This window comes from Paracoccus solventivorans (genome assembly GCF_900142875.1).
GTDB lineage: Bacteria > Pseudomonadota > Alphaproteobacteria > Rhodobacterales > Rhodobacteraceae > Paracoccus > Paracoccus solventivorans.
The window spans coordinates 129,717-152,855 of sequence record NZ_FRCK01000007.1 but is presented as its reverse complement, the minus strand read 5'-3'; the positions used below and the strand labels follow the sequence as shown (position 1 = coordinate 152,855).

The 23,139-nt window shown below is 70.4% G+C and carries 22 protein-coding genes and 1 pseudogene; 21 read left to right on the top strand and 2 right to left on the bottom strand.

Annotation, left to right across the window (positions count from 1 at the left end; genetic code table 11):
• Positions 1 to 285: 285 nt before the first annotated feature.
• Together BUB57_RS11685 and BUB57_RS11680 are read left to right on the top strand one after the other, a co-directional pair.
• Positions 286 to 1,077 carry a L,D-transpeptidase gene (locus BUB57_RS11685; protein WP_084732113.1) on the top strand — a complete coding sequence of 264 codons (792 nt, stop codon included), beginning with the start codon at positions 286 to 288 and terminating at the stop codon, positions 1,075 to 1,077.
• A gap of 176 nt (positions 1,078 to 1,253) precedes the next feature.
• Complete coding sequence (locus BUB57_RS11680; protein ID WP_234952059.1) at positions 1,254 to 2,282, top strand: lytic transglycosylase domain-containing protein; 1,029 nt, start codon at positions 1,254 to 1,256, stop codon at positions 2,280 to 2,282.
• A 44-nt stretch (positions 2,283 to 2,326) separates the two neighbouring features.
• Here the strand turns inward: BUB57_RS11680 and BUB57_RS11675 are convergent, their stop codons facing one another.
• Positions 2,327 to 3,031, bottom strand: a complete 705-nt coding sequence (locus BUB57_RS11675) for a CDP-alcohol phosphatidyltransferase family protein (RefSeq protein ID WP_073067165.1) — start codon at positions 3,029 to 3,031, stop codon at positions 2,327 to 2,329.
• A gap of 112 nt (positions 3,032 to 3,143) precedes the next feature.
• Positions 3,144 to 3,632: an Lrp/AsnC family transcriptional regulator gene (locus BUB57_RS11670; protein ID WP_073067164.1), complete on the bottom strand. Its 489-nt coding sequence runs from the start codon at positions 3,630 to 3,632 to the stop codon at positions 3,144 to 3,146.
• 120 nt (positions 3,633 to 3,752) lie between these two features.
• Between BUB57_RS11670 and BUB57_RS11665 the strand changes: the two genes are divergently transcribed.
• The 19 genes and pseudogenes from BUB57_RS11665 (at position 3,753) to ftsH (ending at position 23,069) form a co-directional block, all read left to right on the top strand.
• Positions 3,753 to 4,103 (top strand): DUF2849 domain-containing protein, encoded by a 351-nt coding sequence (locus BUB57_RS11665; RefSeq protein ID WP_073067162.1) that lies wholly within the window; start codon positions 3,753 to 3,755, stop codon positions 4,101 to 4,103.
• Positions 4,096 to 5,769, top strand: coding sequence for a nitrite/sulfite reductase (locus tag BUB57_RS11660; RefSeq protein ID WP_073067161.1), 1,674 nt, complete (start codon positions 4,096 to 4,098; stop codon positions 5,767 to 5,769). The genes BUB57_RS11665 and BUB57_RS11660 overlap by 8 nt, the downstream gene beginning before the upstream one ends.
• A pseudogene (locus tag BUB57_RS17125) lies at positions 5,766 to 6,473 on the top strand (phosphoadenylyl-sulfate reductase); the annotation flags it as partial. The gene BUB57_RS11660 and the pseudogene BUB57_RS17125, both read left to right, overlap by 4 nt.
• A 132-nt stretch (positions 6,474 to 6,605) precedes the next feature.
• Positions 6,606 to 7,037 (top strand): DUF934 domain-containing protein, encoded by a 432-nt coding sequence (locus BUB57_RS17120; RefSeq protein WP_234952063.1) that lies wholly within the window; start codon positions 6,606 to 6,608, stop codon positions 7,035 to 7,037.
• A gap of 43 nt (positions 7,038 to 7,080) precedes the next feature.
• Complete coding sequence (locus BUB57_RS11645; RefSeq protein ID WP_073067160.1) at positions 7,081 to 7,920, top strand: ferredoxin--NADP reductase; 840 nt, start codon at positions 7,081 to 7,083, stop codon at positions 7,918 to 7,920.
• A 225-nt stretch (positions 7,921 to 8,145) separates the two neighbouring features.
• Complete coding sequence (topA, locus tag BUB57_RS11640; protein WP_073067158.1) at positions 8,146 to 10,764, top strand: type I DNA topoisomerase; 2,619 nt, start codon at positions 8,146 to 8,148, stop codon at positions 10,762 to 10,764.
• Between the two features lie 134 nt (positions 10,765 to 10,898).
• On the top strand, positions 10,899 to 11,354 hold the full coding sequence (locus BUB57_RS17260; RefSeq protein WP_073067156.1) for an MliC family protein: 456 nt from the start codon (positions 10,899 to 10,901) through the stop codon (positions 11,352 to 11,354).
• 81 nt (positions 11,355 to 11,435) lie between these two features.
• Positions 11,436 to 12,140, top strand: coding sequence for a CoA transferase subunit A (locus tag BUB57_RS11630; RefSeq protein WP_073067154.1), 705 nt, complete (start codon positions 11,436 to 11,438; stop codon positions 12,138 to 12,140).
• Positions 12,141 to 12,142: 2 nt separating this feature from the next.
• Entirely contained in the window at positions 12,143 to 12,772 is a 630-nt protein-coding gene (locus BUB57_RS11625) for a CoA transferase subunit B (protein WP_073067152.1), read from the top strand.
• 135 nt (positions 12,773 to 12,907) lie between these two features.
• The gene (locus BUB57_RS11620) at positions 12,908 to 13,501 is read left to right on the top strand and encodes a hypothetical protein (protein WP_073067150.1); all 594 of its coding nucleotides are present in this window, start codon (positions 12,908 to 12,910) and stop codon (positions 13,499 to 13,501) included.
• Between the two features lie 80 nt (positions 13,502 to 13,581).
• On the top strand, positions 13,582 to 13,974 hold the full coding sequence (gene ybgC, locus BUB57_RS11615; protein ID WP_073067149.1) for a tol-pal system-associated acyl-CoA thioesterase: 393 nt from the start codon (positions 13,582 to 13,584) through the stop codon (positions 13,972 to 13,974).
• 131 nt (positions 13,975 to 14,105) lie between these two features.
• On the top strand, positions 14,106 to 14,798 hold the full coding sequence (gene tolQ / locus BUB57_RS11610) for a protein TolQ (RefSeq protein WP_073067147.1): 693 nt from the start codon (positions 14,106 to 14,108) through the stop codon (positions 14,796 to 14,798).
• Entirely contained in the window at positions 14,798 to 15,244 is a 447-nt protein-coding gene (locus tag BUB57_RS11605; protein WP_073067145.1) for an ExbD/TolR family protein, read from the top strand. The genes tolQ and BUB57_RS11605 overlap by 1 nt, the downstream gene beginning before the upstream one ends.
• Positions 15,237 to 16,832: a hypothetical protein gene (locus tag BUB57_RS11600; protein WP_073067294.1), complete on the top strand. Its 1,596-nt coding sequence runs from the start codon at positions 15,237 to 15,239 to the stop codon at positions 16,830 to 16,832. The genes BUB57_RS11605 and BUB57_RS11600 overlap by 8 nt, the downstream gene beginning before the upstream one ends.
• A gap of 142 nt (positions 16,833 to 16,974) precedes the next feature.
• Positions 16,975 to 18,291 carry a Tol-Pal system beta propeller repeat protein TolB gene (gene tolB / locus BUB57_RS11595; RefSeq protein ID WP_073067293.1) on the top strand — a complete coding sequence of 439 codons (1,317 nt, stop codon included), beginning with the start codon at positions 16,975 to 16,977 and terminating at the stop codon, positions 18,289 to 18,291.
• An 11-nt stretch (positions 18,292 to 18,302) separates the two neighbouring features.
• The gene (locus tag BUB57_RS11590) at positions 18,303 to 18,812 is read left to right on the top strand and encodes an OmpA family protein (RefSeq protein ID WP_073067143.1); all 510 of its coding nucleotides are present in this window, start codon (positions 18,303 to 18,305) and stop codon (positions 18,810 to 18,812) included.
• Complete coding sequence (locus BUB57_RS11585) at positions 18,812 to 19,717, top strand: tol-pal system YbgF family protein (RefSeq protein ID WP_234952058.1); 906 nt, start codon at positions 18,812 to 18,814, stop codon at positions 19,715 to 19,717. The genes BUB57_RS11590 and BUB57_RS11585 overlap by 1 nt, the downstream gene beginning before the upstream one ends.
• Before the next feature lie 3 nt (positions 19,718 to 19,720).
• The gene (gene tilS, locus BUB57_RS11580) at positions 19,721 to 21,112 is read left to right on the top strand and encodes a tRNA lysidine(34) synthetase TilS (RefSeq protein WP_234952057.1); all 1,392 of its coding nucleotides are present in this window, start codon (positions 19,721 to 19,723) and stop codon (positions 21,110 to 21,112) included.
• A gap of 61 nt (positions 21,113 to 21,173) precedes the next feature.
• Positions 21,174 to 23,069, top strand: a complete 1,896-nt coding sequence (ftsH, locus tag BUB57_RS11575; RefSeq protein ID WP_073067140.1) for an ATP-dependent zinc metalloprotease FtsH — start codon at positions 21,174 to 21,176, stop codon at positions 23,067 to 23,069.
• Positions 23,070 to 23,139 lie beyond the last annotated feature (70 nt).

Genomic DNA, 23,139 nt, shown 5'->3' with positions numbered 1-23,139 from the left:
TTTGGTTCCGTGCCGCCTTGTTTTTGCTGCTGCCTTTCCGATGCGCGGGAAGCGCACCCCGTTCGCGGCAAGATGACGCGTGATCAAAAAACCGCGTGCGCGGCATTTTTGCCACGATCCGTTGCGCTCGCCGGGGCGTTTCTTGACGCCGTCCCGGCTCTCGCGGCGTTATGGGCTGATCGGAAGCGGTTGGCAGGGCAGCCTGCGAATCGGTTCCACAGTGTTGCCAACCCGGTGGCCGTCCGGCGGCACTTCTGCCCTGCCACCACTGAAGGATTATCCGCGATGCGTTTCGCCTCTGCTGCCCTCATGGCCTGCGCGCTGGGCCTTGCGGCCTGCGGCCCGACCCCTCCTCCGACCGAGGGTGCGGCCCCCAGCACCAGCAATTTCGTCCCCGAGATCTATCAGGCCCGCGTCGATACCGGCCCCAATGGCGAGCCGATCCAGATCCCCGCCATCAAGGCCGCCTATCTGCGCGACCGCAACACCCGCACCCGCGTGCCCTATAACGGCCCCGACGCGCCGGGGACGGTGGTGGTCGATCCCTATGCGCGGCTGCTGTATCTGGTCGAGGATGGCGGCATGGCGACCCGGGTCGGCATCGCGGTCGGCAAGGCCGGGCTGGGCTATTCCGGCACCGCGGTCATCAAGCGCAAGGCGCACTGGCCGTCCTGGACCCCCACCGCCAACATGGTCGCGACCGAGCCCGAGCTTTACGCGCAATTCGCCAAGGGCGTGCCCGGCGGCCCGTCGAACCCGTTGGGGTCGCGCGCGCTTTACCTCTACGAAGGCAACCGCGACACCATGTACCGGATCCACGGCACCATGGACCCCTCGTCCATCGGCAAGGCGACCTCGGCCGGCTGCATCCGCCTGTTCAACCAGGACGTGATGGACCTGTACGACCGGATCCCGAACGGCACCGTGGTCAAGGTGCGCACCGCCGATGAATCGCGCCGGCTGGAAGGGCCGCTGCGCCAGACCCCCGACGGGTATCTGGAGCCGGTGGCCGCCGAGGCGCAGCCGATCGCCTTTGCCGAAAGCGCCGCGCTCGAGCCCATGCCCGCCGCCTGGTAAGGCTGCCGCCCTGCGGCCGATCCTGCGCCGCCGCTGATCGCAACGCCCGGCCGCTTGGTGCCGGGCGTTTGCCGTTTGGGGCGGCGCCGAACCCGGCCCGGGCCGCGCGGGCGCAGTTCACTTTCGCCGCCGGTTTTGCTATGCGGGCCAGAGATGGGCGAAAGAGGGTGGACCCGGTGCGCTGCTGCCTCGATCTCGTTGCGACCGCAATTGCCGGTCTGGTCGCCCTTGCCGTTCCGGCGCTGGCCGATCCCCCAGTCGGGGCCGCGAACGCGCCGCGGGTGATGGCGCTGGCCGATCCGGCCGCCGGGACCCCGGCCGGGAGCGACACCGCCGCCGCGGCCCTGCCCGAGATCCCGGCGGATTTCATCGGCCCGCGCCTGCCCCGCCCCGAGACCGCCGACCGCCGCTGCACCGTGGACGAGCGCAGCTGTATTTCCGCCGCCAGCTACGTCGCCGATGTCTGTTCCACCATTGAGCGCGCGGCCGGGGAAAACGCGCTGGACCCGAATTTCCTGGCCCGGCTGCTGTGGAAGGAGAGCCTGTTCGAGCCCTCGGCGATCTCTCCGGCCGGGGCGCTGGGGATCGCGCAGTTCATGCCGGGCACCGCCCGCATCCGCCGGCTGGACGACCCGATGAACCCGGCCAAGGCGATTCATGCCTCGGCCGACTACCTGCGGTTCCTGATCGACGGTTTCGGCAATATCGGGCTGGCGGCGGTCGCCTATAACGGCGGCGAGCGGCGGGCGCGCAATTTCGTCGGTGGCGGGCAGGTGCTGCCCTACGAGACGCAGGATTACGTCGAGTCGATCACCGGCCACAACGCCTGGAAATGGCGCGACGAGCCGCCGGCGCAGATCGATCTGCGGCTGGACAAGACCGCCCCCTTTGCCGAGGCCTGCGTCAAGCTGGCGGCGAACCGCGGCCTCAAGGAGTTCACGCCGGCCGACCGGGTCTGGCCTTGGGGGGTGATCCTTGCCTCGCACCCCAGGCAGTCGGGGGCGCAGCAGCAGATCGACCGGCTGAACCGGCAACTGCGCCCGATCCTGGGCGGCAAGCGGATCAGCTATGTGCGCAAGACGCTGTCGGGCAGCGGGCGGCGGGTCTATACCGCGCAGATCGGCTATGCCTCGCGCGGCGAGGCGAACGCCTTCTGCAACCAGTTCCGCGCCATCGGCGGCCGCTGCATGGTGCTGAAGAACTAGCCGCCGGGGGGCCGGGGCACTCGCCCGGCGCCGAAGGTGGCGGCCTAGCGCACCCGCAGCGCCGGCGGCGGCAGCAGCTGCTGGGCCACGCCGACGCCGATCAGCCACAGCGAGCTGAGCGTCAGCCCCCACAGCGCCCAGCTTTGCGGGTGGAACCCGACCGCGATCGCCCAGGCCGCAAACACCACCCAGGCCATCGCCACCGGCAGCGACACCGCCCGCCAGCGCGCGGTGCGCACCGGGTGGATGAAGCGCACCGGCAGGAACATCGCCACGGTCAGCACCACCACCACCAGCAAGATCGCCCATTCCGGCGGCTTCAGCGCGAACAGCACCAGCACCACCATGTTCCAGCAGGCCGGAAACCCGGAAAAGCTGTTGTCCACCGTCTTCATCCGCGTGTCGACGAAATACACGACCGAGCCGTAGACGATGGCGATGATCGCCAGCCAGCCGGTCCAGCCGGTCAGCAGCCCCGACTTGAACAGCGCGAATGCCGGGATGAACACATAGGTCAGATAATCGATGATCAGGTCCATCAGCACGCCGTCGTAGGTCGGCCAGTTGACCTTGACCAGGTAGCGGCGCGCCAGCGGTCCGTCGACCGCATCCACCACCAGCGCCACGATCAGCCAGCTGAACATGGCCGACCAGTTTTCCTCGACCGCGGCCAGCAGGGCCAGCATCGACAGGACGGCACCGGTGGCGGTAAGCAGGTGGACCCCAAGGGCCTTGTAGCGCAGATTCATGGGCGGCTGTTTCGCATTCCCGCGGATGAGGCGCAACCGCCCTTGCGTCGCAGCACGCGCCGGGCCGCGGGATGGGGGCGGGGCAGGGTGCCCGGAATGGGCGGTGCTGCGGTCAGCCGGGGGGGATCGGCAGCGCGTGGGTCGCCTTCATCTCTTCCATCGACAGCAGCGCGGTGACGTTCTGGATGCGCACCTCGGAGATCAGCGACTGGTAGAAGCGGTCATAGGCGCGCGCATTGCGCACCACCACCTTGAGGATATAGTCGATGTCCCCGGCCAGCCGGTGCGCCTCGACCACCTCGGGGCGGGCGCGGACGGCGGCCAGAAAGCGGCCGGCCCAGTCGGCGTCGTGTTCGGTGGTGCGGACCAGCACGAAGAAACAGGCCTCGAGCCCCAGCGATTCGGCGTCCAGCAGCGCCACCTGGCCGCGGATCACCCCCTGCTCGCGCATCCGCCGAATCCGGTTCCACACCGGCGTGCGCGAGGCCCCGGCGCGGGCGGCGATTTCCTCCAGCGGCAGGCTGGCGTCCTGCTGCAGCAGGGACAGTATCTTGCGGTCCAGCGCATCCAGCCGGACCGGGTTCTGTTGCGGGTCGCTCATCTGGGCGGATTTTCCTTGCGGTGGCGGATCAGAGGATACTGCGTCCTTATTTTCGCCGGTATCTGGCGCTTTGCAACATGTATTTTCTAGAATGGCGGCAATCCCTAACAGGTCGACGCCATGTCCAGAAGCTTTGTCCCCTCGCCCTCGACCCCGGCCGTGCTGACGGCCAACCGTCTGCGTGACGGTCTGTCCGTGTGGATGACGCCCTGTGGCTGGGACACCGACCCCCGCGCCGCGGTGCTGTTCGAGGATGCGGAGGGCGCCGACGCGGCGCTGGCCGCGGCCGAGGCGCAGCCGGGCGTCGTGGTCGGTCCCTATCTGACCCAGTCGGGGCGCGATGCCGACGGCCTGCCGGTGCCGGTGCATTTCCGCGAGGCGTTCCGCCAGTCCGGCCCCTCGGTCGAGACCAGCGCCCCCCATTCCCGCGCCCAAAACTCCCGCCATCCGCAAGAGGCCGCCCATGTTTGACGCCGCCACCGACGGGCGCAGCTATCTGCGCCACCGCGCCGCGCAATTTCGCGCCCAGGTCGCCCGCCGCCTGGACGGCAGCCTGACCGAGGACGAGTTCCGCCCCCTGCGGCTGATGAACGGGGTCTATCTGCAGCTGCACGCCTATATGCTGCGGGTGGCGATCCCTTACGGCACGATCAGCCCGGCGCAGATGCGCGGGCTGGCGCGCATCGCCGAGCGCTGGGACCGCGGCTACGGGCATTTCACCACAAGGCAGAACATCCAGTTCCACTGGGCGGCGCTGGTCGACATTCCCGATATGCTGGACGCGCTGGCCGATGTGGGGCTGCACGCGATCCAGACCAGCGGCAACACCGTGCGCAACGTCACCACCGACGCCTTTGCCGGTGCCGCCGCGGACGAGATCGAGGACCCGCGCCCCTGGGCCGAGCTGCTGCGCTATTGGTCCACCGACCACGCCGAGTTCCAGTTCCTGCCCCGCAAGTTCAAGATCGCGATTTCCGGGGGCGAGCGCGACCGCGCCGTGATCCCCGCCCATGACATCGGCCTGCGCCTGCGCCGGCAGGGGCGCGAGGTCGGGTTCGAGGTCTGGATCGGCGGCGGCTTGGGCCGCACGCCCCTGATCGGCAAGGTGGTGCGCGATTTCCTGCCCGCCGCCGACCTGCTGCCCTATGTCGAGGCGATCCTGGCCGCCTACAACCTCTCGGGGCGGCGGGACAACAAGTTCAAGGCCCGGCTCAAGATCACCGTGGCCGAGCGTGGGTTGGAGGTTCTGCGCGAGGAGATCGAGGCCGAGTTCCTCCGCCGTAAGGCGGTGTTCAGCAGCGGCGCGCCCGAGGCGCTGCTGGACGAGCTGCGCGCCCGTTTCGCCGCGCCGCGGTTCCGCGCGCCCGACGATGCGGGGTACGAGATCGCCCGCGCCGCCAATCCCTCGTTCCGCGCCTGGGCCGATACCAACCTGTCGCCGCACCGGGTGCCGGGCTATGCCAGCGTGACCGTCACGCTGAAGGCCCCCGGCATGACGCCGGGCGACTGCACCGCCGCGCAGATGCGGCTGCTGGCCGATCTGGCCGAGCGCCACGCCCATTCCGACCTGCGCATCGCGCATGACCAGAACATCGTGCTGCCCCATGTCCACCGCAGCGAGCTGCCTGCGCTTTACGCGACCCTGCGTGATGCCGGGCTGGCCACGGCGAACAAGGGCCGGATCACCGACCTGATTTCCTGCCCCGGGATGGATTTCTGCACCCTGGCCACCGCCCGCTCGATCCCCATCGCGCGCGAGCTGGCCGATTACGTCCGCGCCCGCGACATCGAGGACGACATCGGACCCTTCGACCTGCGGATCTCGGGCTGCATCAACGCCTGCGGCCATCACCATCTGGGCCATGTCGGCATCCTGGGGCTGGACCGGGCGGGGGTGGAAAACTACCAGATCACCCTGGGCGGCGACGGGTACGAAATCCCCGCCATCGGCGAGCGTGCCGGCGCGGGCTTCCCCTATGACCAGGTGGTGCCCGCGATCGGGCGGCTGCTCGACGCCTATCTCGCCTTGCGCGAGACGCCCGAGGAGCGTTTCATCGACGCGCTGCGCCGGCTGGGCGTGGGGCCGTTCCGTGCCGCGCTTTACCCCGATGCTCCCGAAGGGAAGGCCGCGAAATGACCGACCCGGATCTTGCCGCCCGCGCCGCCAGGCTGAACGCCCGCTATCGCAACCACGCCGCGGTGCAGGTGCTGCGCCATGCGCTGGCCGACCCGGAACTGGGGCGGGTGGCGCTGGTGTCCTCGTTCGGGGCGGAATCGGTGGTGCTGCTGCACATGCTGTCGGTGGCCGCGCCCGACACGCCGGTGCTGTTCGTCGACACGCGGATGCTGTTCCCCGAGACGCTGGAGTATCAGCGACAGATCGCCGCAGCCCTGCCGCTGACCGACATCCGCGTGATCCGCGCCGATGCGGCCGCGGTGGCCGATGCGGACCCCGACGACCGGCTGCACCAGCGCGACACCGACGCCTGCTGCGACGTCCGCAAGGTGGTGCCGCTGGAACGGGCGCTGTCCGGGTTCGACGCCTGGATCACCGGCCGCAAGCGCTTTCAGGGCGGCGAGAGGACCGGGCTGGACTTCTTTGAACCCGAGCCGCCGCTGCGCCTGCGCGTGAACCCGCTGGCGCATTGGCGCCCGCAGGACGTCGCCGAATACATGGAGGAAAACGCGCTGCCCCGGCATCCGCTGGTGGCGCGCGGCTTCCCCTCGATCGGCTGCGCGCCCTGCACCTCGGCGGTGAAGCCGGGCGAGGACCCGCGCGCGGGCCGCTGGCGGGGCGCGGAAAAGACCGAATGCGGCATCCATTTCATCGGCGGCAAGGCCCGCCCCGCGGCGCCGGCGCCTGCCGACCCTGTTCCGGCCGCGCCCGCCGCGGCTGTTCCCGCCGCCCGCCCATCGGCCGCGCCGCCGCCCCTGCGGGGCGCCGGTCCCGGCCCGCTCAGCAAGGACGACGAGATGACCACCGCCGCACCTCCGGCCCCCGCGCCCCAGCCCGCACCTGCTGCCGAGTCCCCCGCCGATGCGCCGGTGCTGGTCCGCGACGACGGGTTCCACCCGGTCGATGCCGCCCCCGACGTGACCCTGCCGCCCGACAGCGACCCGGCCGCGCTGGCGCCCTGTCTGGGCGCAAGCTTGGTCGCGGTCGAGTTCCCCGCGATGACCGACGGGCGCGGCTTTACCCTGGCGCGACTGCTGCGCGAACAGGGATTCGCCGGGCGGATCCGGGCCACCGGCGGGCTGATCGCCGACCAGTATGCCATGGCCCGCCGCGTCGGCATCGACGAGGTGCAGATTCCCGCGGATTTGGCCCGTCGCCAGCCGCAAGAGCAATGGCTTGCCCGCGCCGACTGGCAGGACTGGGACCACAGGTCGCGGCTGGCGGGCTAGTCCCCGCCGCTGTTTTCCCCTATCTGATTGCGGAACCCTGACGATGACGCTGGATATTCCCGTGGCCGACGCCCCGAAATCGACTGCCAACCTGATGCCGGATGCGCAGACCGTCACCTCGGTCCGCCACTGGACCGACACGCTGTTTTCCTTTCGGGTGACGCGGCCCCCCAGCCTGCGCTTCCGCTCGGGCGAGTTCGTGATGATCGGGCTGCCCGACGAACGCGGCAAGCCGATCCTGCGGGCCTATTCCATCGCCTCGCCCAACTGGGACGACGAGCTGGAGTTCTATTCGATCAAGGTGCCGGACGGGCCGCTGACCTCGCGGCTGCAGCACATCAAGCCGGGCGACCAGATCATCCTGCGCCCGAAACCCGTGGGCACGCTGGTGCTGGACGCGCTGCTGCCCGGCAAGCGGCTGTGGTTCCTGGCCACCGGCACCGGCATCGCACCCTTTGCCTCGCTGCTGCGCGACCCCGAGACGTATGAGCGGTATGAGCAGGTGATCCTGATGCACACCTGCCGCAAGGTCGCGGAACTGGAATACGGCCGCGAGCTGGTCGAGGCGCTCAAGGACGACCCGCTGCTGACCGAGATCTACGGCGACAGCTTCGCCTCGCGGCTGCTCTATTACCCCACCGCCACGCGCGAGGACTATCCCCGCCGCGGCCGCATCACCGACAACCTCGCCTCGGGCAAGGTGTTCGCGGACCTCGGCCTGCCGCCGATGAACCCGGCGGACGACCGCGCGATGGTCTGCGGCAGCATGGCGCTGAACATCGACGTGACCAAGGTGCTGGAAGGCTTCGGCCTGCGCGAGGGCGCCAATTCCGACCCCAAGGAGTTCGTGGTCGAAAAGGCCTTCGTCGGCGAAGGCGTCTGACCCTGCGACCGGGGCCAGCCCTTCTGCGCTCGGGGATGCTTATGGCAGGATGAAGGCCGTCCGCGGGGGCGGTCTTTTTCTTCATCATCCAAATATCCTCGGGGGTCCGGGGGCGGAAAGCCCCCGGTCCGGCCTCGGGCCGGGGGGCACCCCGGCCGGGCCGTCATTGACAGCCCCCGCCGGCCTGCCCATGTTCGCGGCCCGAATCGTCCGAAAGGTCTGCACATGCCCGTCGTCGTCGTCGAATCCCCCGCCAAGGCCAAGACGATCAACAAATATCTTGGCGACGACTACACGGTTCTGGCGTCCTTCGGCCATGTCCGCGACCTGCCGCCCAAGGACGGCTCGGTCGATACCGACGCCGATTTCGCGATGAAATGGGAAATCGCGGCGGATTCGAGGAAACACGTCAAGGCGATCAAGGACGCGCTGGCGCAGGACCCGAACCTGATCCTCGCCACCGACCCCGACCGCGAGGGCGAGGCGATTTCCTGGCATCTGCGCGAGGCGCTCGAGCCGGTGCTGAAAAAAGGCGCGCAGGTCAGCCGCGTCACCTTCAACGCCATCACCAAGGCCGCGGTGACCGAGGCGATGGCCAACCCGCGCGAGATCGACCAGCCGCTGGTCGACGCCTATCTGGCGCGGCGGGCGCTGGATTACCTGGTCGGGTTCAACCTGTCGCCGGTGCTGTGGCGCAAGCTGCCCGGCGCGAAATCCGCTGGCCGGGTGCAGTCGGTGGCCCTGCGCGTCATCGTCGACCGCGAGATGGAGATCGAGGCGTTCCGGGCCCGCGAATACTGGTCGGTCCATGCGGTTCTGGCGACGCCCCGCGGGCAGGAATACCGCGCGCAGCTGGTCTCTTACGCCGGCAAAAAGCTGGAACGCTACGATCTGGCGAATGAAGAGGCCGCGCGGCTTGCGGTCTCGGCGGTGGAAAGCCGCGATCTGGCGGTGACCTCGGTCGCCAGCAAGCCCGCCAGCCGCAACCCGTGGCCGCCCTTCATGACCTCGACCCTGCAGCAAGAGGCCAGCCGCAAGCTGGGGCTGGGCGCGCGGGCCTGCATGTCGGCGGCGCAGCGGCTGTATGAGGCAGGCTACATCACCTATATGCGGACCGACGGCATCGACATGGCGCCCGAGGCGGTGATGGCCGCGCGCGATGCGATCAAGGCGCGGTTCGGCGCCGATTACGTCCCGAAATCGCCGCGGATGTACAAGAACAAGGCCAAGAACGCGCAGGAAGCGCACGAGTGTATCCGCCCCACCGACATGATGCTGTCGCCCGACCGGCTGAACGTCGAACCCGAACAGCGCAAGTTGTACGAGCTGATCTGGAAGCGCACGCTCGCCAGCCAGATGGAGGCCGCGCGGATGGAGCGGACCACCGTCGAGATCGGCTCGGCCGACGGGCAGGTGGGGCTGCGCGCCACCGGGCAGGTGATGCTGTTCGACGGCTTCCTGCGGGTCTATGACCAGGGCACCGACGACGAGGACGGCGAGGACAGCGCCCGCCTGCCCGCGATCGAGCAGGGCGAGCCCGCCGACAAGCGCGGCGTGACGCCCGAGCAGCACTTCACCCAGCCGCCGCCGCGCTATACCGAGGCGACGCTGGTCAAGCGCATGGAAGAGCTGGGGATCGGCCGCCCCTCCACTTACGCCAGCATTGTGACCACGATCCAGGACCGCGAATATGTCCGCAAGGACAAGAACCGTCTGATCCCCGAGGACAAGGGCCGGCTGGTCACCGCGTTTCTGGTGAAATATTTCCCGCGCTACGTCAGCTACGACTTCACCGCCGATCTCGAAGGCGAGCTGGACGACATCTCGTCGGGCTCGCGCGAGTATCGCGAGGTGCTGCGGCGGTTCTGGCGCGATTTCGCCGCCGCGCTGGCCGACACCAGCGAGCTGCGGATTTCCGAGGTGCTGACCGCCATCGACGAGGCGCTGGCCCCGCATCTTTACCCCGCGCGCGCCGATGGCGGCGATCCGCGGGAATGCCCGCTGTGCGGGGCAGGGCGGCTGAACCTCAAGACCGCGCGTTCGGGCGGGGCGTTCATCGGCTGCTCGAACTATCCCGAATGCCGCTACACCCGCCCGCTGTCCGGCCCCGAGGGCGAGGCGATGGGCGACACCGTGCTGGGGCTGGATGCGCAGGGGCTGGAAATCAGCCTCAAGAACGGCCGTTTCGGCCCCTATGTCCAGCGCGGCGAGGCCACGACTGATGCGCCGAAACCGCCCCGGGCCTCGATCCCCAAGGGCTGGGACCCGGCCGCGATGGATCTGGAAAAGGCGCTGATGCTGCTGGATCTGCCGCGCGAGATCGGCCCCCACCCCGAGGACGGCGTGCCGGTCGAGGCCGGGATCGGGCGCTATGGCCCTTATGTCAAGCACGGCTCGAAATACGCCAACCTGCCCGAGGTGGACGAGGTGTTCACCATCGGCATGAACCGCGCGGTCGAGGTGCTGGCCTCGAAACCCCAGCGCGGGCGCGCGGCCTCTGCCGCGCCGCTGGTGGAACTGGGCGAACACCCCGAGGGCGGCGCCGTGCAGGTGCTGAACGGCCGCTTCGGCCCCTATGTCAAATGGGGCAAGGTGAACGCGACGCTGCCCCGCGACCTGTCGCCCGAGGCGGTGACGATGGACCGCGCGCTGGAACTGATCGCCGCCAAGCAGGCCAAGGGCGGCAAGCCCGCCCGCAAGGCCGCGGCCAAACCGGCGGCCAAGAAGGCGCCGGCGAAAAAGACCGCCACAAAAGAGCCCGGGGACAAGGCGGCCAGGAAACCGGCCGCCAAAAAGACCGCAGCCAAGAAGCCCTCGGCCAAGGACGCGCCCGCCGAGGGTTGATCCCGGGGCGGGTGGCGGCGGGTGGCAACTCTCGCCCCGCTCGCGCAGTTGTGGCTGGCGGTGACGGGACCCCGGCTTGTCCGGGGCGCGCGCCCGCCGTAGCCCGAAAGGCCAGTATCATCAGGGGATCCGCCATGCGTCTTGTCACCGTCCTGTCCGCCACGCTGCTGCTTGCCGCCCCCGCGCTGGCCCAAAGCCCGGCGCCCGAACCCGCACCCGCCGACGCGGCCCCGGTCCAGTCCGCGGCCCCCGCCGCGAAACCCGCGGTGCCGCCGGTGACGGAACCCGCCCCCAAGCCCGAAACCATGGGCCAGGACAGCCTGGACGACGTCAGCTTTGCCTGCGACGGCGACACCTCGATGCAGGTGGTGTTCGTCAACACCGCCGCCGGCGCCAGCTATGCCGTCGTGCTGGAACAGGGCCGGATGATCCCGATGCAGATCGCGGTCTCGGCCTCGGGGGCGCGCTATCTGTCGATCGCGCCCGAGGGCCGCTATCAGCTGTGGACCAAGGGCGATACCGCCGATCTGGTGGCGCTGGACGGCGACGCGGAAACGCCGCTGCGCAGCGGCTGCACCGCGGCGGGCTGATTCCGGGGGCGGCCTGACCCTTCGTTGACAGCCGCAGTCACCCCGTGCAGAACCGGCGAGGAACGGTTGCACGGGGGAGCCATGCGCAAGGTATATGAAACGGCAGATGCCGCGCTCGACGGTCTGCTGAAGGACGGGATCTCGATCGCGGCGGGGGGATTCGGGCTGTGCGGCATCCCCGAGCTGCTGATCGCCGCGATTCACAAGTCGGGCGTCAAGGACCTGACCATCGCCTCGAACAACTGCGGGGTGGACGGGTTCGGGCTGGGCGTGCTGCTGGACAGCAAGCAGATCCGCAAGATGCAGTCTTCCTATGTCGGCGAGAATGCCGAGTTCATGCGCCAGTACCTGAGCGGAGAGCTTGAGCTGGAGTTCAACCCCCAGGGCACGCTGGCCGAGCGGATGCGCGCCGGCGGGGCGGGCATCCCCGGTTTCTACACGAAAACCGGCGTCGGCACCGTCATCGCCGAGGGGAAAGAGCACAAGGACTTCGACGGGGAAACCTATATCCTCGAACGCGGCATCGTGACGGACCTGTCCATCGTCAAGGCGTGGAAGGCTGATGAGACCGGCAACCTGGTGTTCCGCAAGACCGCGCGCAACTTCAACGTGCCCGCCGCCACCTGCGGCCGCGTCTGCGTGGTCGAGGTCGAGGAAATCGTCCCCGCCGGCAGCCTGGACCCCGACTGCATCCACCTGCCCGGCATCTACGTGCACCGCATCGTGCAGGGCGAACACGAAAAGCGCATCGAACAGCGCACCACCCGCAAGCGCGAGGAGGCCTGAGCATGGCATGGGATCGTAACCAGATGGCCGCCCGCGCCGCGCAGGAACTGCAGGACGGCTGGTATGTGAACCTTGGCATCGGCATCCCGACCCTGGTGTCGAACTACATCCCCGAGGGTGTCCACGTGACGCTGCAATCGGAAAACGGGATGCTCGGCATGGGGCCCTTCCCCTATGAGGGCGAGGAAGACCCCGACCTGATCAACGCCGGCAAGCAGACCATCACCGAACTGCCGCATTCCGCCTATTTCGACAGCGCCACCAGCTTTGCGATGATCCGCGGCGGCAAGATCGCCATGGCGATCCTGGGCGCGATGGAAGTGGCGGAAAACGGCGATCTCGCGAACTGGATGATCCCCGGCAAGCTGGTCAAGGGCATGGGCGGCGCCATGGACCTGGTCGCCGGCGTCGGCCGGGTGGTGGTGGTGATGGACCACACCAACAAGGCCGGCGAATCCAAGGTGCTGAAGGCCTGCACCCTGCCGCTGACCGGCAAGGGGGTGGTGGACCGCATCATCACCAACCTGGGGGTGCTGGACGTGGTGCCGGGCGGGCTGAAGATCGTCGAGGTCGCCGACGGCGTGACCGAGGCCGAACTGCGTGCCGCCACCGAGGCCACCATCGTCGACTGATCGGCCTTTCGGAGCTTTCACGAGGCGCCGCGTTTTCGCGGCGCCTTTTTCGTTCCGCCGCGCGCGACGCGCCCGGGGGCGGAGCGCCGCAGCCGAGGACTTTATCCCGCCGCTGCCACCCGCTAGTTGGGACCCATGACGCAAGCGCCCGCCGATGCCCCGCTGACCGCCGACGAAATCGCCGCCCTGTTCACCGCGGCGGACGGCGGGTTTCTTTGCGCCCGCTGGGGCCGCCCCGTGGCGCCGGTGGTGTTCGGGCTGGACGACGCCACGCTGACCGTGTTCCGGGCCGCGCTGATCGCGCCGTTCACCCATGCACGGCAGCCGCTGACCGACACCGACCCGGACACCGGCGCCAATCTGATGATCTTTGCGGTCCGGGAATGGGCGGAACTGGACGGCATCCCCGATCTCGACCGGCTGACCGGCATGGCCGGGCTGCTGGACCGTCTCGCGGCAGAAGACGCCGACCGCTACCGGCTGCTGCGCTTTGATGGCGCGGGCGCGATCCGGGCCTGCCTGACCTTCCTGCGGCTGGGCGGCGCGCTGGCGCAGGCGCATCCGGCGCAGCTGGCGGAATCGGTGGCGGTCAACGCGCTGCTCAGCTGGGCGCGCCCTGTCACCCCCTCGGCGCCGCTGGCGGCACTGATCCGCGCCGCCTATGACCCGCTGCTGCCCGCCTGCGCCCGCGACGCCAGCCACGCGCTGCGCCTTGCCGCCCGGCTCTGATGCTTTCTTCATCACGCAAATATCCCGGGGGAGCCGCCGCAGGCGGCGGGGGCAGCGCCCCCATTCTACAGGAGCCCGCCTTGACCCACCGCTTCCCCGTCCGCGTCTATTACGAGGACACCGACCTCGGCCAGGTCGTCTATTACGCCAACTACCTGAAGTTCATCGAACGCGGCCGCAGCGAATGGCTGCGTGCGGCCGGGGTGGACCAGTCCGTGCTGCTGGAACGCGGGCTCGCCTTTGTCGTGCGCCGGGTCGAGGCCGATTATCTGCGCCCCGCCCGCTTCGACGACGCACTCGAGGTGGTCACCACGCTCGACCACGCCGCCGGCCCGCGCATCACCGTGGCGCAGGCGGTGGAGCGCGACGGCACGGCCCTGTTCCGGGCCATGGTCACCGTGGTCTGCGTCGATCTGGCCGCCATGCGCCCGCAGCGCCTGCCGCCGGATGTGCTGGCGGCGCTGTCCCGCTGACCCGGCCCCCACACGCGCGGCGCACAGAATCTTGTTGTCGCCGCGACTGGCCTTTGCTGCTAGTTTGATGCCAAACGCGCCCGACCGCAGACAAGCACGAGGCGCGACCAGCGCAAGGACAGGCAAATCCGATGGAAAACCTCGCAATCGGCGCCCCGGCCGATTTCTCGCTGATCGCGCTGTTCCTGCGCGCCTCGCTCACCGTCAAGATCGTGATGGCTCTGCTGGTGCTGGCCTCGGTCTGGTCCTGGGCGCTGATCGTGCAAAAGCTGATGGTGCAGACCACCGCGCGCCGCGATGCCTCGGATTTCGACCGCCGCTTCTGGTCGGGCGATCCGCTGGACGACGTGTTCGACCGGATGAACGGGCGGCCCTCGGGGGCGGCGGCGCGGATCTTTGCGGCGGGGATGGCGGAATGGCGCCGCTCGCAGACCGATGACGGCGGGCTGATCCCGGGGGTGCTGTCGCGGGTGGAGCGGGCGATGAACGTGGCGATCGGGCGCGAAAGCGACCGTCTGACCCGCGGGCTGCCGTTCCTGGCTTCGGTGGGTTCGACCGCGCCCTTCATCGGGCTGTTCGGCACCGTCTGGGGCATCAAGACCGCGTTCGAGGGGATCGCGCTGTCGCAGAACACCAGCCTTGCCGTCGTCGCCCCCGGCATCGCCGAGGCGCTGGTCGCGACCGCGCTGGGCCTGCTGGCCGCGATCCCGGCGGTGATCATGTACAACAAGCTCGCCACCGACGCCGACCGCATCAGCGCCGGGCATGAGGCCTTCGCCGACGAATTCACCACCATCCTGTCGCGCCAGATCGAGGCCGAGTGATGGCGGCCGGGGCTTCTCGACGCGGGCGGGGACGCCACCGCCGCATGGCGCCGATGGCGGAAATCAACGTCACGCCCTTTGTCGACGTGATGCTGGTGCTGCTGATCATCTTCATGGTCGCGGCGCCGCTGCTGACCGTGGGGGTGCCGCTGGAACTGCCCCGCACCGCGGCCGAGGCCGTGCGCGCCGAACCCGAAGAGCCGCTGACCATCTCGCTGCCCGCCGAAGGGCCGCTGGTGCTGATGACGACCGAAGTCCCCGCGGACGAGCTGGTCACTCGCCTGCGCTCGGTCGCGGCGGAACGCCGGTCCAGCCGCATCTATCTGCGCGCCGACGGCGCCGTCGCCTATGCCCGCGTGATGGAGGTGATGGGCGCGCTGAACGCTGCCGGTTTCCATGACATCGTTCTGGTCACCGACGCCGGTGGCCCGCGGATGGATGGCTGATCCCTTTCCCCCGCTCGAGACGCGCGAGCGTCGCATCGGCCTGTGGGTCTCGGCCGCGGCCCATGGGTCGCTGATCCTGTGGGTGGCGCTGGGCGGCGCGCTGTTTCGCGCGCCCCAGGCGCCGACGCTGCGGATGGCGCCGGTGGAGACCATGTCGGCCAGCGATTTCGAGGCAATGGCCGCGGCCTCGCGCGGGGCCGGGCCGCTGGGCGAGGAAGCCGCCGCCACCCCGGCGCAGCCGCGCCCGCCCTCGGCCGAGGTGATCGCGGGCGGCCCCACCGCCATGGCGCCGCCCGCGCCCGAGGCCGATCCCTTAGCGCTGCCCGCGCCCGAGTTCGCGGGCGAGGCGGCGCCGAATCTGTCCGACCTGCAGACCCCGCAGGTGCCGGTGACGGTGGCGACGGTGGCGCCCGCGCCGCAGCAGCCTTCGGCCCCCGCGGATGCGCAGGCGCTGCCCGACGCCCCGGTGCCGCCCCAGCCGATGCCCGATCCGCAGCGCACCGCCACCGCGCCCTCGCTGCGCGTGCCGGGAGCGGTTTCTCCTGACGAGCCGCCGCCCGAGGCCCCGCCGGCGCCGCCGCTGCTGACCACCTCGGCCACGCCCTTCGACGTTGCCGCCGCCCGTCAGCGCCGCGCCGACCGGATCGCGCAGGTCGAAGCCGCTGCCGTAGCTGCTGCCGCCGCGGCCGAGGCGCAGCGGCAGGCCGAGGCCGCCGAGGCCGCCCGGCAAGCCGAACAGGCGCGCATCGCCGCCGAAGCCGCTGCCCGTGAACAGGCCGAACGCGCCGCCGCACAAGCCGCCGCCGAGGCCGCACGCCGCGCCGAGGCCGAGGCCCGCGCCGCGCGTGAGGCCGAGCGGCAGGCGGCACTGGAGGCCGAGCAGGAAGAGGCCCGCCGCCAGGCTGAAGCCGAAGCCGAAGCCGCCCGCGCCGCCGAGGAACAGCGGCTTGCCGAGCAGCGCGCCGCCGAAGAGCAGCGCCGGCTGGAAGAACAGCTTGCCGAAGAACAGCGCCAGGCCGAGGCCGCCCGCCGCCGTGCCGAGGAAGAGGCCGCCGCCGCCGAGGCCGCCCGCGCCCTCGCCCAAGCCGAGGAAGAGGCCGCCCGCGCCCGCGCCGAGGCGCAGGCCCGCGAGCAGGCCGAGGCCGCGCGGCAGGCCCCCGACGACCCCGACCCGCTGCTGCAGGCGCTGGCCGAAGCGATGGACCTGCCCGAGGGCGCCGGCTCGGACGGGGGCGGCGGGCGCGCGGCGATGGGGCCGCCGCTGAGCCAGGGCGAAAAGGACGGGCTGCGGCTGCGGATCGAGGCGTGCTGGAACATCGGCTCACTGTCGCGCGAGGCGCAGCGGACCTCGGTTTCGGTGCAGTTCTCCATGACGCCGGACGGGATGCCGGAACCTGATTCGGTGCGGCTGGTCGAATCGCAGGGCGGCTCGGAAGCCGCCGCCGCGCAGGCGTTCGAGGCCGCCCGCCGCGCCATCCTGCGCTGCGCCATGCAGGGGCAGGGCTATGACCTGCCGGCCGAAAAATACGCGCGCTGGCGCGATACCATCGTCGATTTCCGCCCGCAGGGCGGTGCAGCGATCCGTTAGGCCGCGCATGGTCTTTATGCGACAATCAGTCTAGGTTTTCCCCATGTCACCGCTCGCCCGACCCGCCACCACCCGATCCGCCCCCCTCCGGCCTGCGCTGCTGGCCCCGCTGGCGGCGGCGCTGCTGCTGGCGATCGCGCCCATGGCGTCGCTGGCGCAGGGGCTGACCGCCTCCGACATGACCAACATGGCGCAGGAGGAATCCGACGGTCCCCTGCGCATCGAGATCACCGGCGGCCAGGTCGAGGCGATGCCGATCGCGCTGGCGCCGTTCTTTGACGAGGGCGGCGCGGGCGATCTGGCCGCAAGGATCCAGGAGGTGGTGACCGCCGACCTGACCGGCACCGACCTGTTCCGGGAAATCCCGGTCTCGGCCCATGTCGCCCGCCCCGAGGGGTTTGACGCCCCCGTCGCCTATCCCGACTGGCGCGCGATCAACGCCGAGGCGCTGATCGTCGGTGCGGTGTCGCTGCAGGACGGGCGGGTCACCGCCAAGTTCCGGCTGTATGACGTGTTTTCCGGGCAGCCGCTGGGCGACGGGATGCAGTTCGACGCCGACCAGACCGGCTGGCGGCGGGTGGCGCACAAGGTCGCCGATCAGGTCTATGCGCGGATCACCGGCGAATCGCCCTATTTCGACAGCCGGGTGGTGTTCGTGTCGGAAACCGGCCCCAAGGATGCGCGGCTCAAGCGCATCGGGATCATGGATTACGACGGCGCCAACCCGCTGTGGGTGACCGACGACAGTGCGCTGGTGGTGTCGCCCCGCTTCTCGCCGGACGGCTCGCAGCTGCTCTACACCAGCTTTCAGAACGGGCTGCCGCAGGTGATGCTGATGGATGTGGCCACGCTGTCGGCCTGGCCGCTCAAGCAGGATGCCGGCACCATGAGCTTTGCGCCGCGGTTCTCCCCGGACGGGCGCTGGATCGTCTATTCCCGCGAACAGGGCGGCAATACCGACATCTGGCAGATGGACGTGGCGACCGGGGCCGAGCGGCCGCTGACCGAGACCGCGGCGATCGAGACCTCGCCCAGCTATTCCCCCGACGGCCGCCGCATCGTCTTTGAAAGCGACCAGTCCGGCAGCCAGCAGATCTACGTGATGCCCGCGGACGGATCGGCCGAGCCCACGCGGCTGAGCTTTGGCGAGGGCAGCTACGGCACCCCGGCGTGGTCCCCCAAGGGCGACCTGATTGCCTTTACCCGCCGCAACGGCGACAAGTTCCACATCGGGGTGATGCGCCCCGACGGGACCGAGGAAAAACTGCTGACGGAATCTTTCCTTGACGAGGGTCCGACCTGGGCGCCCAATGGCCGCGTCGTGATGTTCACCCGCCAGACGCCGGGCGGGGACGGCACGCCGCGCCTGCATTCCGTCGATGTCACCGGCCGCAACATGCGCCCGCTGGATATCGAGGGCGCCGCCTCCGACCCCGACTGGGGCCCGCTTTTGCCATGAGGAGTCTGCCGATGAACGGGTATCGCATCGCCGCTGCCGCGGCCATGCTTGCGGCGCTGGCCGCCTGTGCCGCGCCGCCCGCGGCCACTGCCGTCGACCCCTATGCGGGCGGGCGCTATACCGGCGCGGTGCCGCCCGGTGCGCTGCCCGGCGGCTCGGCCGAGGAGTTCCGCCGCACCGCCGGCGACACCGTGCTGTTCCCGGAAAACGACGCCACGCTGGACGGAACGGCGCGGGCGACGCTGGCGCGGCAGGCGGCCTGGCTGAAACAGCACGGCAGTTTCTCGACCGTGATCGAGGGGCACTCGGACGAGCAGGGCACACGCGAATACAACCTTGCGCTGGGGGCGCGGCGGGCGAGCGCCGTGCAGGAATACCTGATCCTGCAAGGGCTGGAACCAGGCCGCATCCGCACCAGTTCCTACGGCAAGGAGCGCCCGGTCGAGGTCTGCTCCACCCCGGACTGCCAGGTGCGCAACCGCCGCGCGGTCACGGTGGTCATGCCCGGGGCGGGGGTCTGATGCTGCGGGGGCTGATCTTCGGCGCCGCGGTCGCGCTGGCCGGTGCCGGCGCGGCGCTGGCCCAGCAGGCGGCGCCCGAGGCCCCGGCTGCGGGCGAAGGGGCCGCCCGGACGCTGGCCGACCTGCGCGCCGATCTGCGCGCGGTCGGCGCCGATCTGCGGGCGCTGCGGGCAGAGCTGAGCGCCTCGGGCGCCGAGGGGTTCCGCGCCGCCGGCGGCGAAAGCGCCATCGACCGCATGAACGCCATGGAGCGCGAGATCACCCGCCTGACCGGCGAGACCGAGCGCCTGCGCCACCGCATCGACCGCATCGTCCGCGACGGCTCGAACCGGATCGGCGACATCGAATTCCGCCTGTGCGAGATGGAGGAGGGCTGCGACCTGGGTGCGCTCACCACCACGCAGCTGGGCGATCTGGACGGAGGGGGCGCGGCGCTGATGGGCTCGGCCTTCGATGCGGCCCCCACGGCGGCGCCTGCGGGGGCCGGGGTGTCGGGCGCGCTGACCGCGCAGGAACAGGCCGAGCTGGACCGCGCCCGCGCGGCGCTGGACGCGGGCGACTTCCCCCGCGCGGCCGAGCTGTTCGGCGGTTTCGCCAGCACCCACGCCGGCAGCCCCGCCGCGACCGAGGCGCTGTATCTGCAGGGCGCGGCGCTGGACAGCGCGGGCGATGCCAAGGGCGCCACCGCCGCCTGGCTGCAGGCGTTCGCCGCCGTCCCCACCGGGCCGCGCGCCGCGGATGCGCTGCTGGGGCTGTCGCGGGTGTCGGCTGCGGGCCGTCCGGCCACCGAAGGCTGCGTCTATCTGGACGAGCTGATCGCACGGTTCCCGGGCACGCCGCAGGCCGACGAGGCCGCGCGCCGCAGCGCCTCGGCCGGCTGCGCGGCGGCGGCGGGCCAGCCCTAGGGCGTGCCCGCTTCTTCGGCCGATGCGGTGCCGCAGGCCGCGGCGGCTGCGCTGGACCGGCTGGCCGGCGATCTGCCGGCGCTGGGGGTCGCGGTCTCCGGCGGCAGCGATTCGCTGGCGCTGCTGCATCTGGCGGCCGCATGGGCGCGCGCCCGCGGTATCCGCATAGAGGCAGCCACCGTCGACCACCGCTTGCGCCCCGAATCCGCTGCCGAGGCCGAGGCCGTCGCCCGCAGCTGCGCCGCGCTGGGCATCGCGCATGAGGTCCTGGTCTGGGACCATGGCAGAGACGTGCCCGGCAACCTGATGGACGCCGCCCGCCGGGCGCGGCTGCGGCTGCTGGCCGATTGGGCCGCGGCGCGCGGCCTGGGGGCGGTGGCGCTGGGCCATACCCAGGACGATCAGGCCGAGACGCTGCTGATGCGGCTTTCACGTGGCGCGGGGCTGGACGGGCTGTCCGGCATGGCCGACTCGCGGCAGCAGGGCGGGGTGCTGTGGCTGCGGCCGCTGCTGGGGCTGCGGCGCGAAGCCCTGCGCGACTGGCTGCGCGGGCGGGGCATCGCCTGGGCGGACGATCCCTCGAACGACGATCCGGGGTATGAGCGGGTGCGGGTCCGCCGCGCCATCGCCGCGCTGGCGCTGCCGGTGCCGGCGCTGGCGCGCTCGGCCGCGCATCTGGCCGATGCCCGCGCGGCGCTGGCCGAAGCCGCCGTGGCCGCCGCCGCCGGGGCCAGCGCCGACCGCGGGATGCTGCGCTTGCCGCTGACGGCGTTGCAGGACAGCACCCCCGAGATCCGCCGCCGCCTGCTGCTGGCGGCGCTGCGCTGGGTGACCGGCGCCGATTACCCGCCGCGCGGCGAAGATGCGGCGCGGCTGCTCGCGACGCTGCTGGCGGGCGGGCAGGGGACGCTGGAGGGCGTGATCGCCCGAGTGCGGGGCGGCGTGGTCGAGTTCCTGCGCGAACCCGCCGCCGCCGCGCGTGGCGGCACGGTTGCAGCGGGGCTCTGCCCCGGAGCCACTGCCGTGGCCTTGTTCGCTGAAAACAGTCCACCGGACCATCCGGCGGGAAAACAGCCTTGGGGGCTGTTTTCTGATCCGCCCTCTATTCCGGGCGCTCACAAGCCCGGGGATATTTATGCACCAAAGACGTTGCTGTGGGACCGGCGCTGGCGACTGGAGGGGGTGCCCGAAGGGGCCGAGATCACCGCGGCGGGCGAGGCCGAGGTGGTGGCGCGGGACTGGCGCGCGGCCGGGCTGCCGCTGGTGGCGCTGGCGTCCTCGCCGCTGGTGACCGCAGGCGGGCGGGCGATCATGCCGCTGCTGGATCGCCGGGAAATCAGCGCCATCCCGCTGCGCGGCTTGCCCGAGTTCGCGGCGATCCTGCGATCGCATTGATACCGGCCCCGCCAGCCCCTATTTTGACCGAAAGACTTTCCATCCCGCGGAGGACAAGCCCTTGGGCAACGCGCGCAACATCGCCTTCTGGGTGGTCCTGTTCCTGATGATTCTTGCCCTGTTCAACGCCTTTGGCGGCAACAGCGCGCAGATGAACAGCACGCAGATCCCCTATTCGGATTTCATCCACCGGGTCCAGAACGATCAGGTCGGCGCCGTCACCATCGACGGAGAGAACGTGCTGATCACCGGCTCGGACGGGCGGCGCTATGCGACGGTGCGGCCGCTGGGCGAGGACATCGCCGACCGGCTGATCGACAAGAACATCGAGGTCAAGGTCGAGCGCCAGCAGCAGTCCGGCTTCATGTCGCTGCTGGGGGTGTGGCTGCCGTTCATCCTGCTGATCGGGGTCTGGATCTTCATGATGAACCGGATGCAGGGTGGCGGTAAGGGCGGCGCCATGGGCTTTGGCAAGTCCAAGGCGCGGCTGCTGACCGAAAAACACGGCCGCGTCACCTTTGACGACGTGGCCGGTATCGACGAGGCCAAGGAAGAGCTGGAAGAGATCGTCGAGTTCCTGCGCAACCCGCAGAAGTTCAGCCGCCTGGGCGGCAAGATCCCGAAAGGCGCGCTGCTGGTCGGCCCGCCCGGCACCGGTAAGACCCTGCTGGCCCGCGCCATCGCGGGTGAGGCCGGGGTGCCGTTCTTCACTATCTCGGGCTCGGACTTCGTGGAAATGTTCGTGGGCGTCGGCGCCAGCCGGGTGCGCGACATGTTCGAGCAGGCCAAGAAATCCGCCCCCTGCATCGTCTTTATTGATGAGATCGACGCGGTAGGCCGTGCCCGCGGCGTCGGCATCGGCGGCGGCAACGACGAACGCGAGCAGACCCTGAACCAGCTGCTGGTGGAAATGGACGGGTTCGAGGCGAACGAAGGCATCATCATCATCGCCGCCACCAACCGCAAGGACGTGCTGGACCCGGCGCTGCTGCGCCCGGGCCGCTTCGACCGCCAGATCCACGTGCCGAACCCCGACATCAAGGGTCGCGAAAAGATCCTGGGCGTCCATGCCCGCAAGGTGCCGCAAGGGCCCGACGTCGACCTGCGGCTGATCGCGCGCGGCACGCCGGGGTTCTCGGGTGCCGACCTGATGAACCTGGTGAACGAGGCCGCGCTGATGGCCGCCCGCATCGGCCGCCGCTTCGTCACCATGGAGGATTTCGAGAACGCCAAGGACAAGGTGATGCTGGGCGTGGAACGCCGCAGCATGGTGCTGACCCCCGAGCAGAAGGAAAAGACCGCCTATCACGAGGCCGGCCACGCCATCGTCGGGCTTAGCCTTCCGAAATGCGACCCGGTCTACAAGGCGACGATCATCCCGCGCGGCTCGGCCCTGGGGATGGTGGTTTCCCTGCCCGAGATGGACCGGCTGAACTACCACAAGGACGAGGCCAAGCAGAAGATCGCCATGACCATGGCCGGCAAGGCCGCCGAGATCATCAAATACGGCGAGGAAGGCGTGTCCAACGGCCCCGCCGGCGATATCCAGCAGGCCAGCGCGCTGGCCCGTGCCATGGTGATGCGCTGGGGCATGTCCGACAAGGTGGGCGCTGTCGATTACGCCGAGGCGCATGAGGGCTATTCCGGCAACACCGGCGGCTTCTCGGTCAGCACCGCCACCAAGGAGCTGATCGAGCAGGAGGTCCGCGACCTGATCGACGAGGGGTATGAGACCGCCTATCGCATCCTCACCGAGAAATCCGAGGAGTTCGAGCGCCTGGCCAAGGGCCTGCTGGAGCACGAGACCCTGACCGGCGAGGAAATCGGCCGGGTGATCCGGGGCGAGGATCTGGGCGGCAGCGACGACGGGCCTGCGGGGACGGTGATCCCCTCGGTCCCGGCGGTGCCGCGGGTGCCCCCGGCCGCCGGCGGTCCGCAGCCGATCCCCAGCGCCTGAGGCTGCATCCGATCCGCGAAAACCCCGGCCGCCGTGCCGGGGTTTTTCGTTTCCGTCGCGGCGGCCGCGC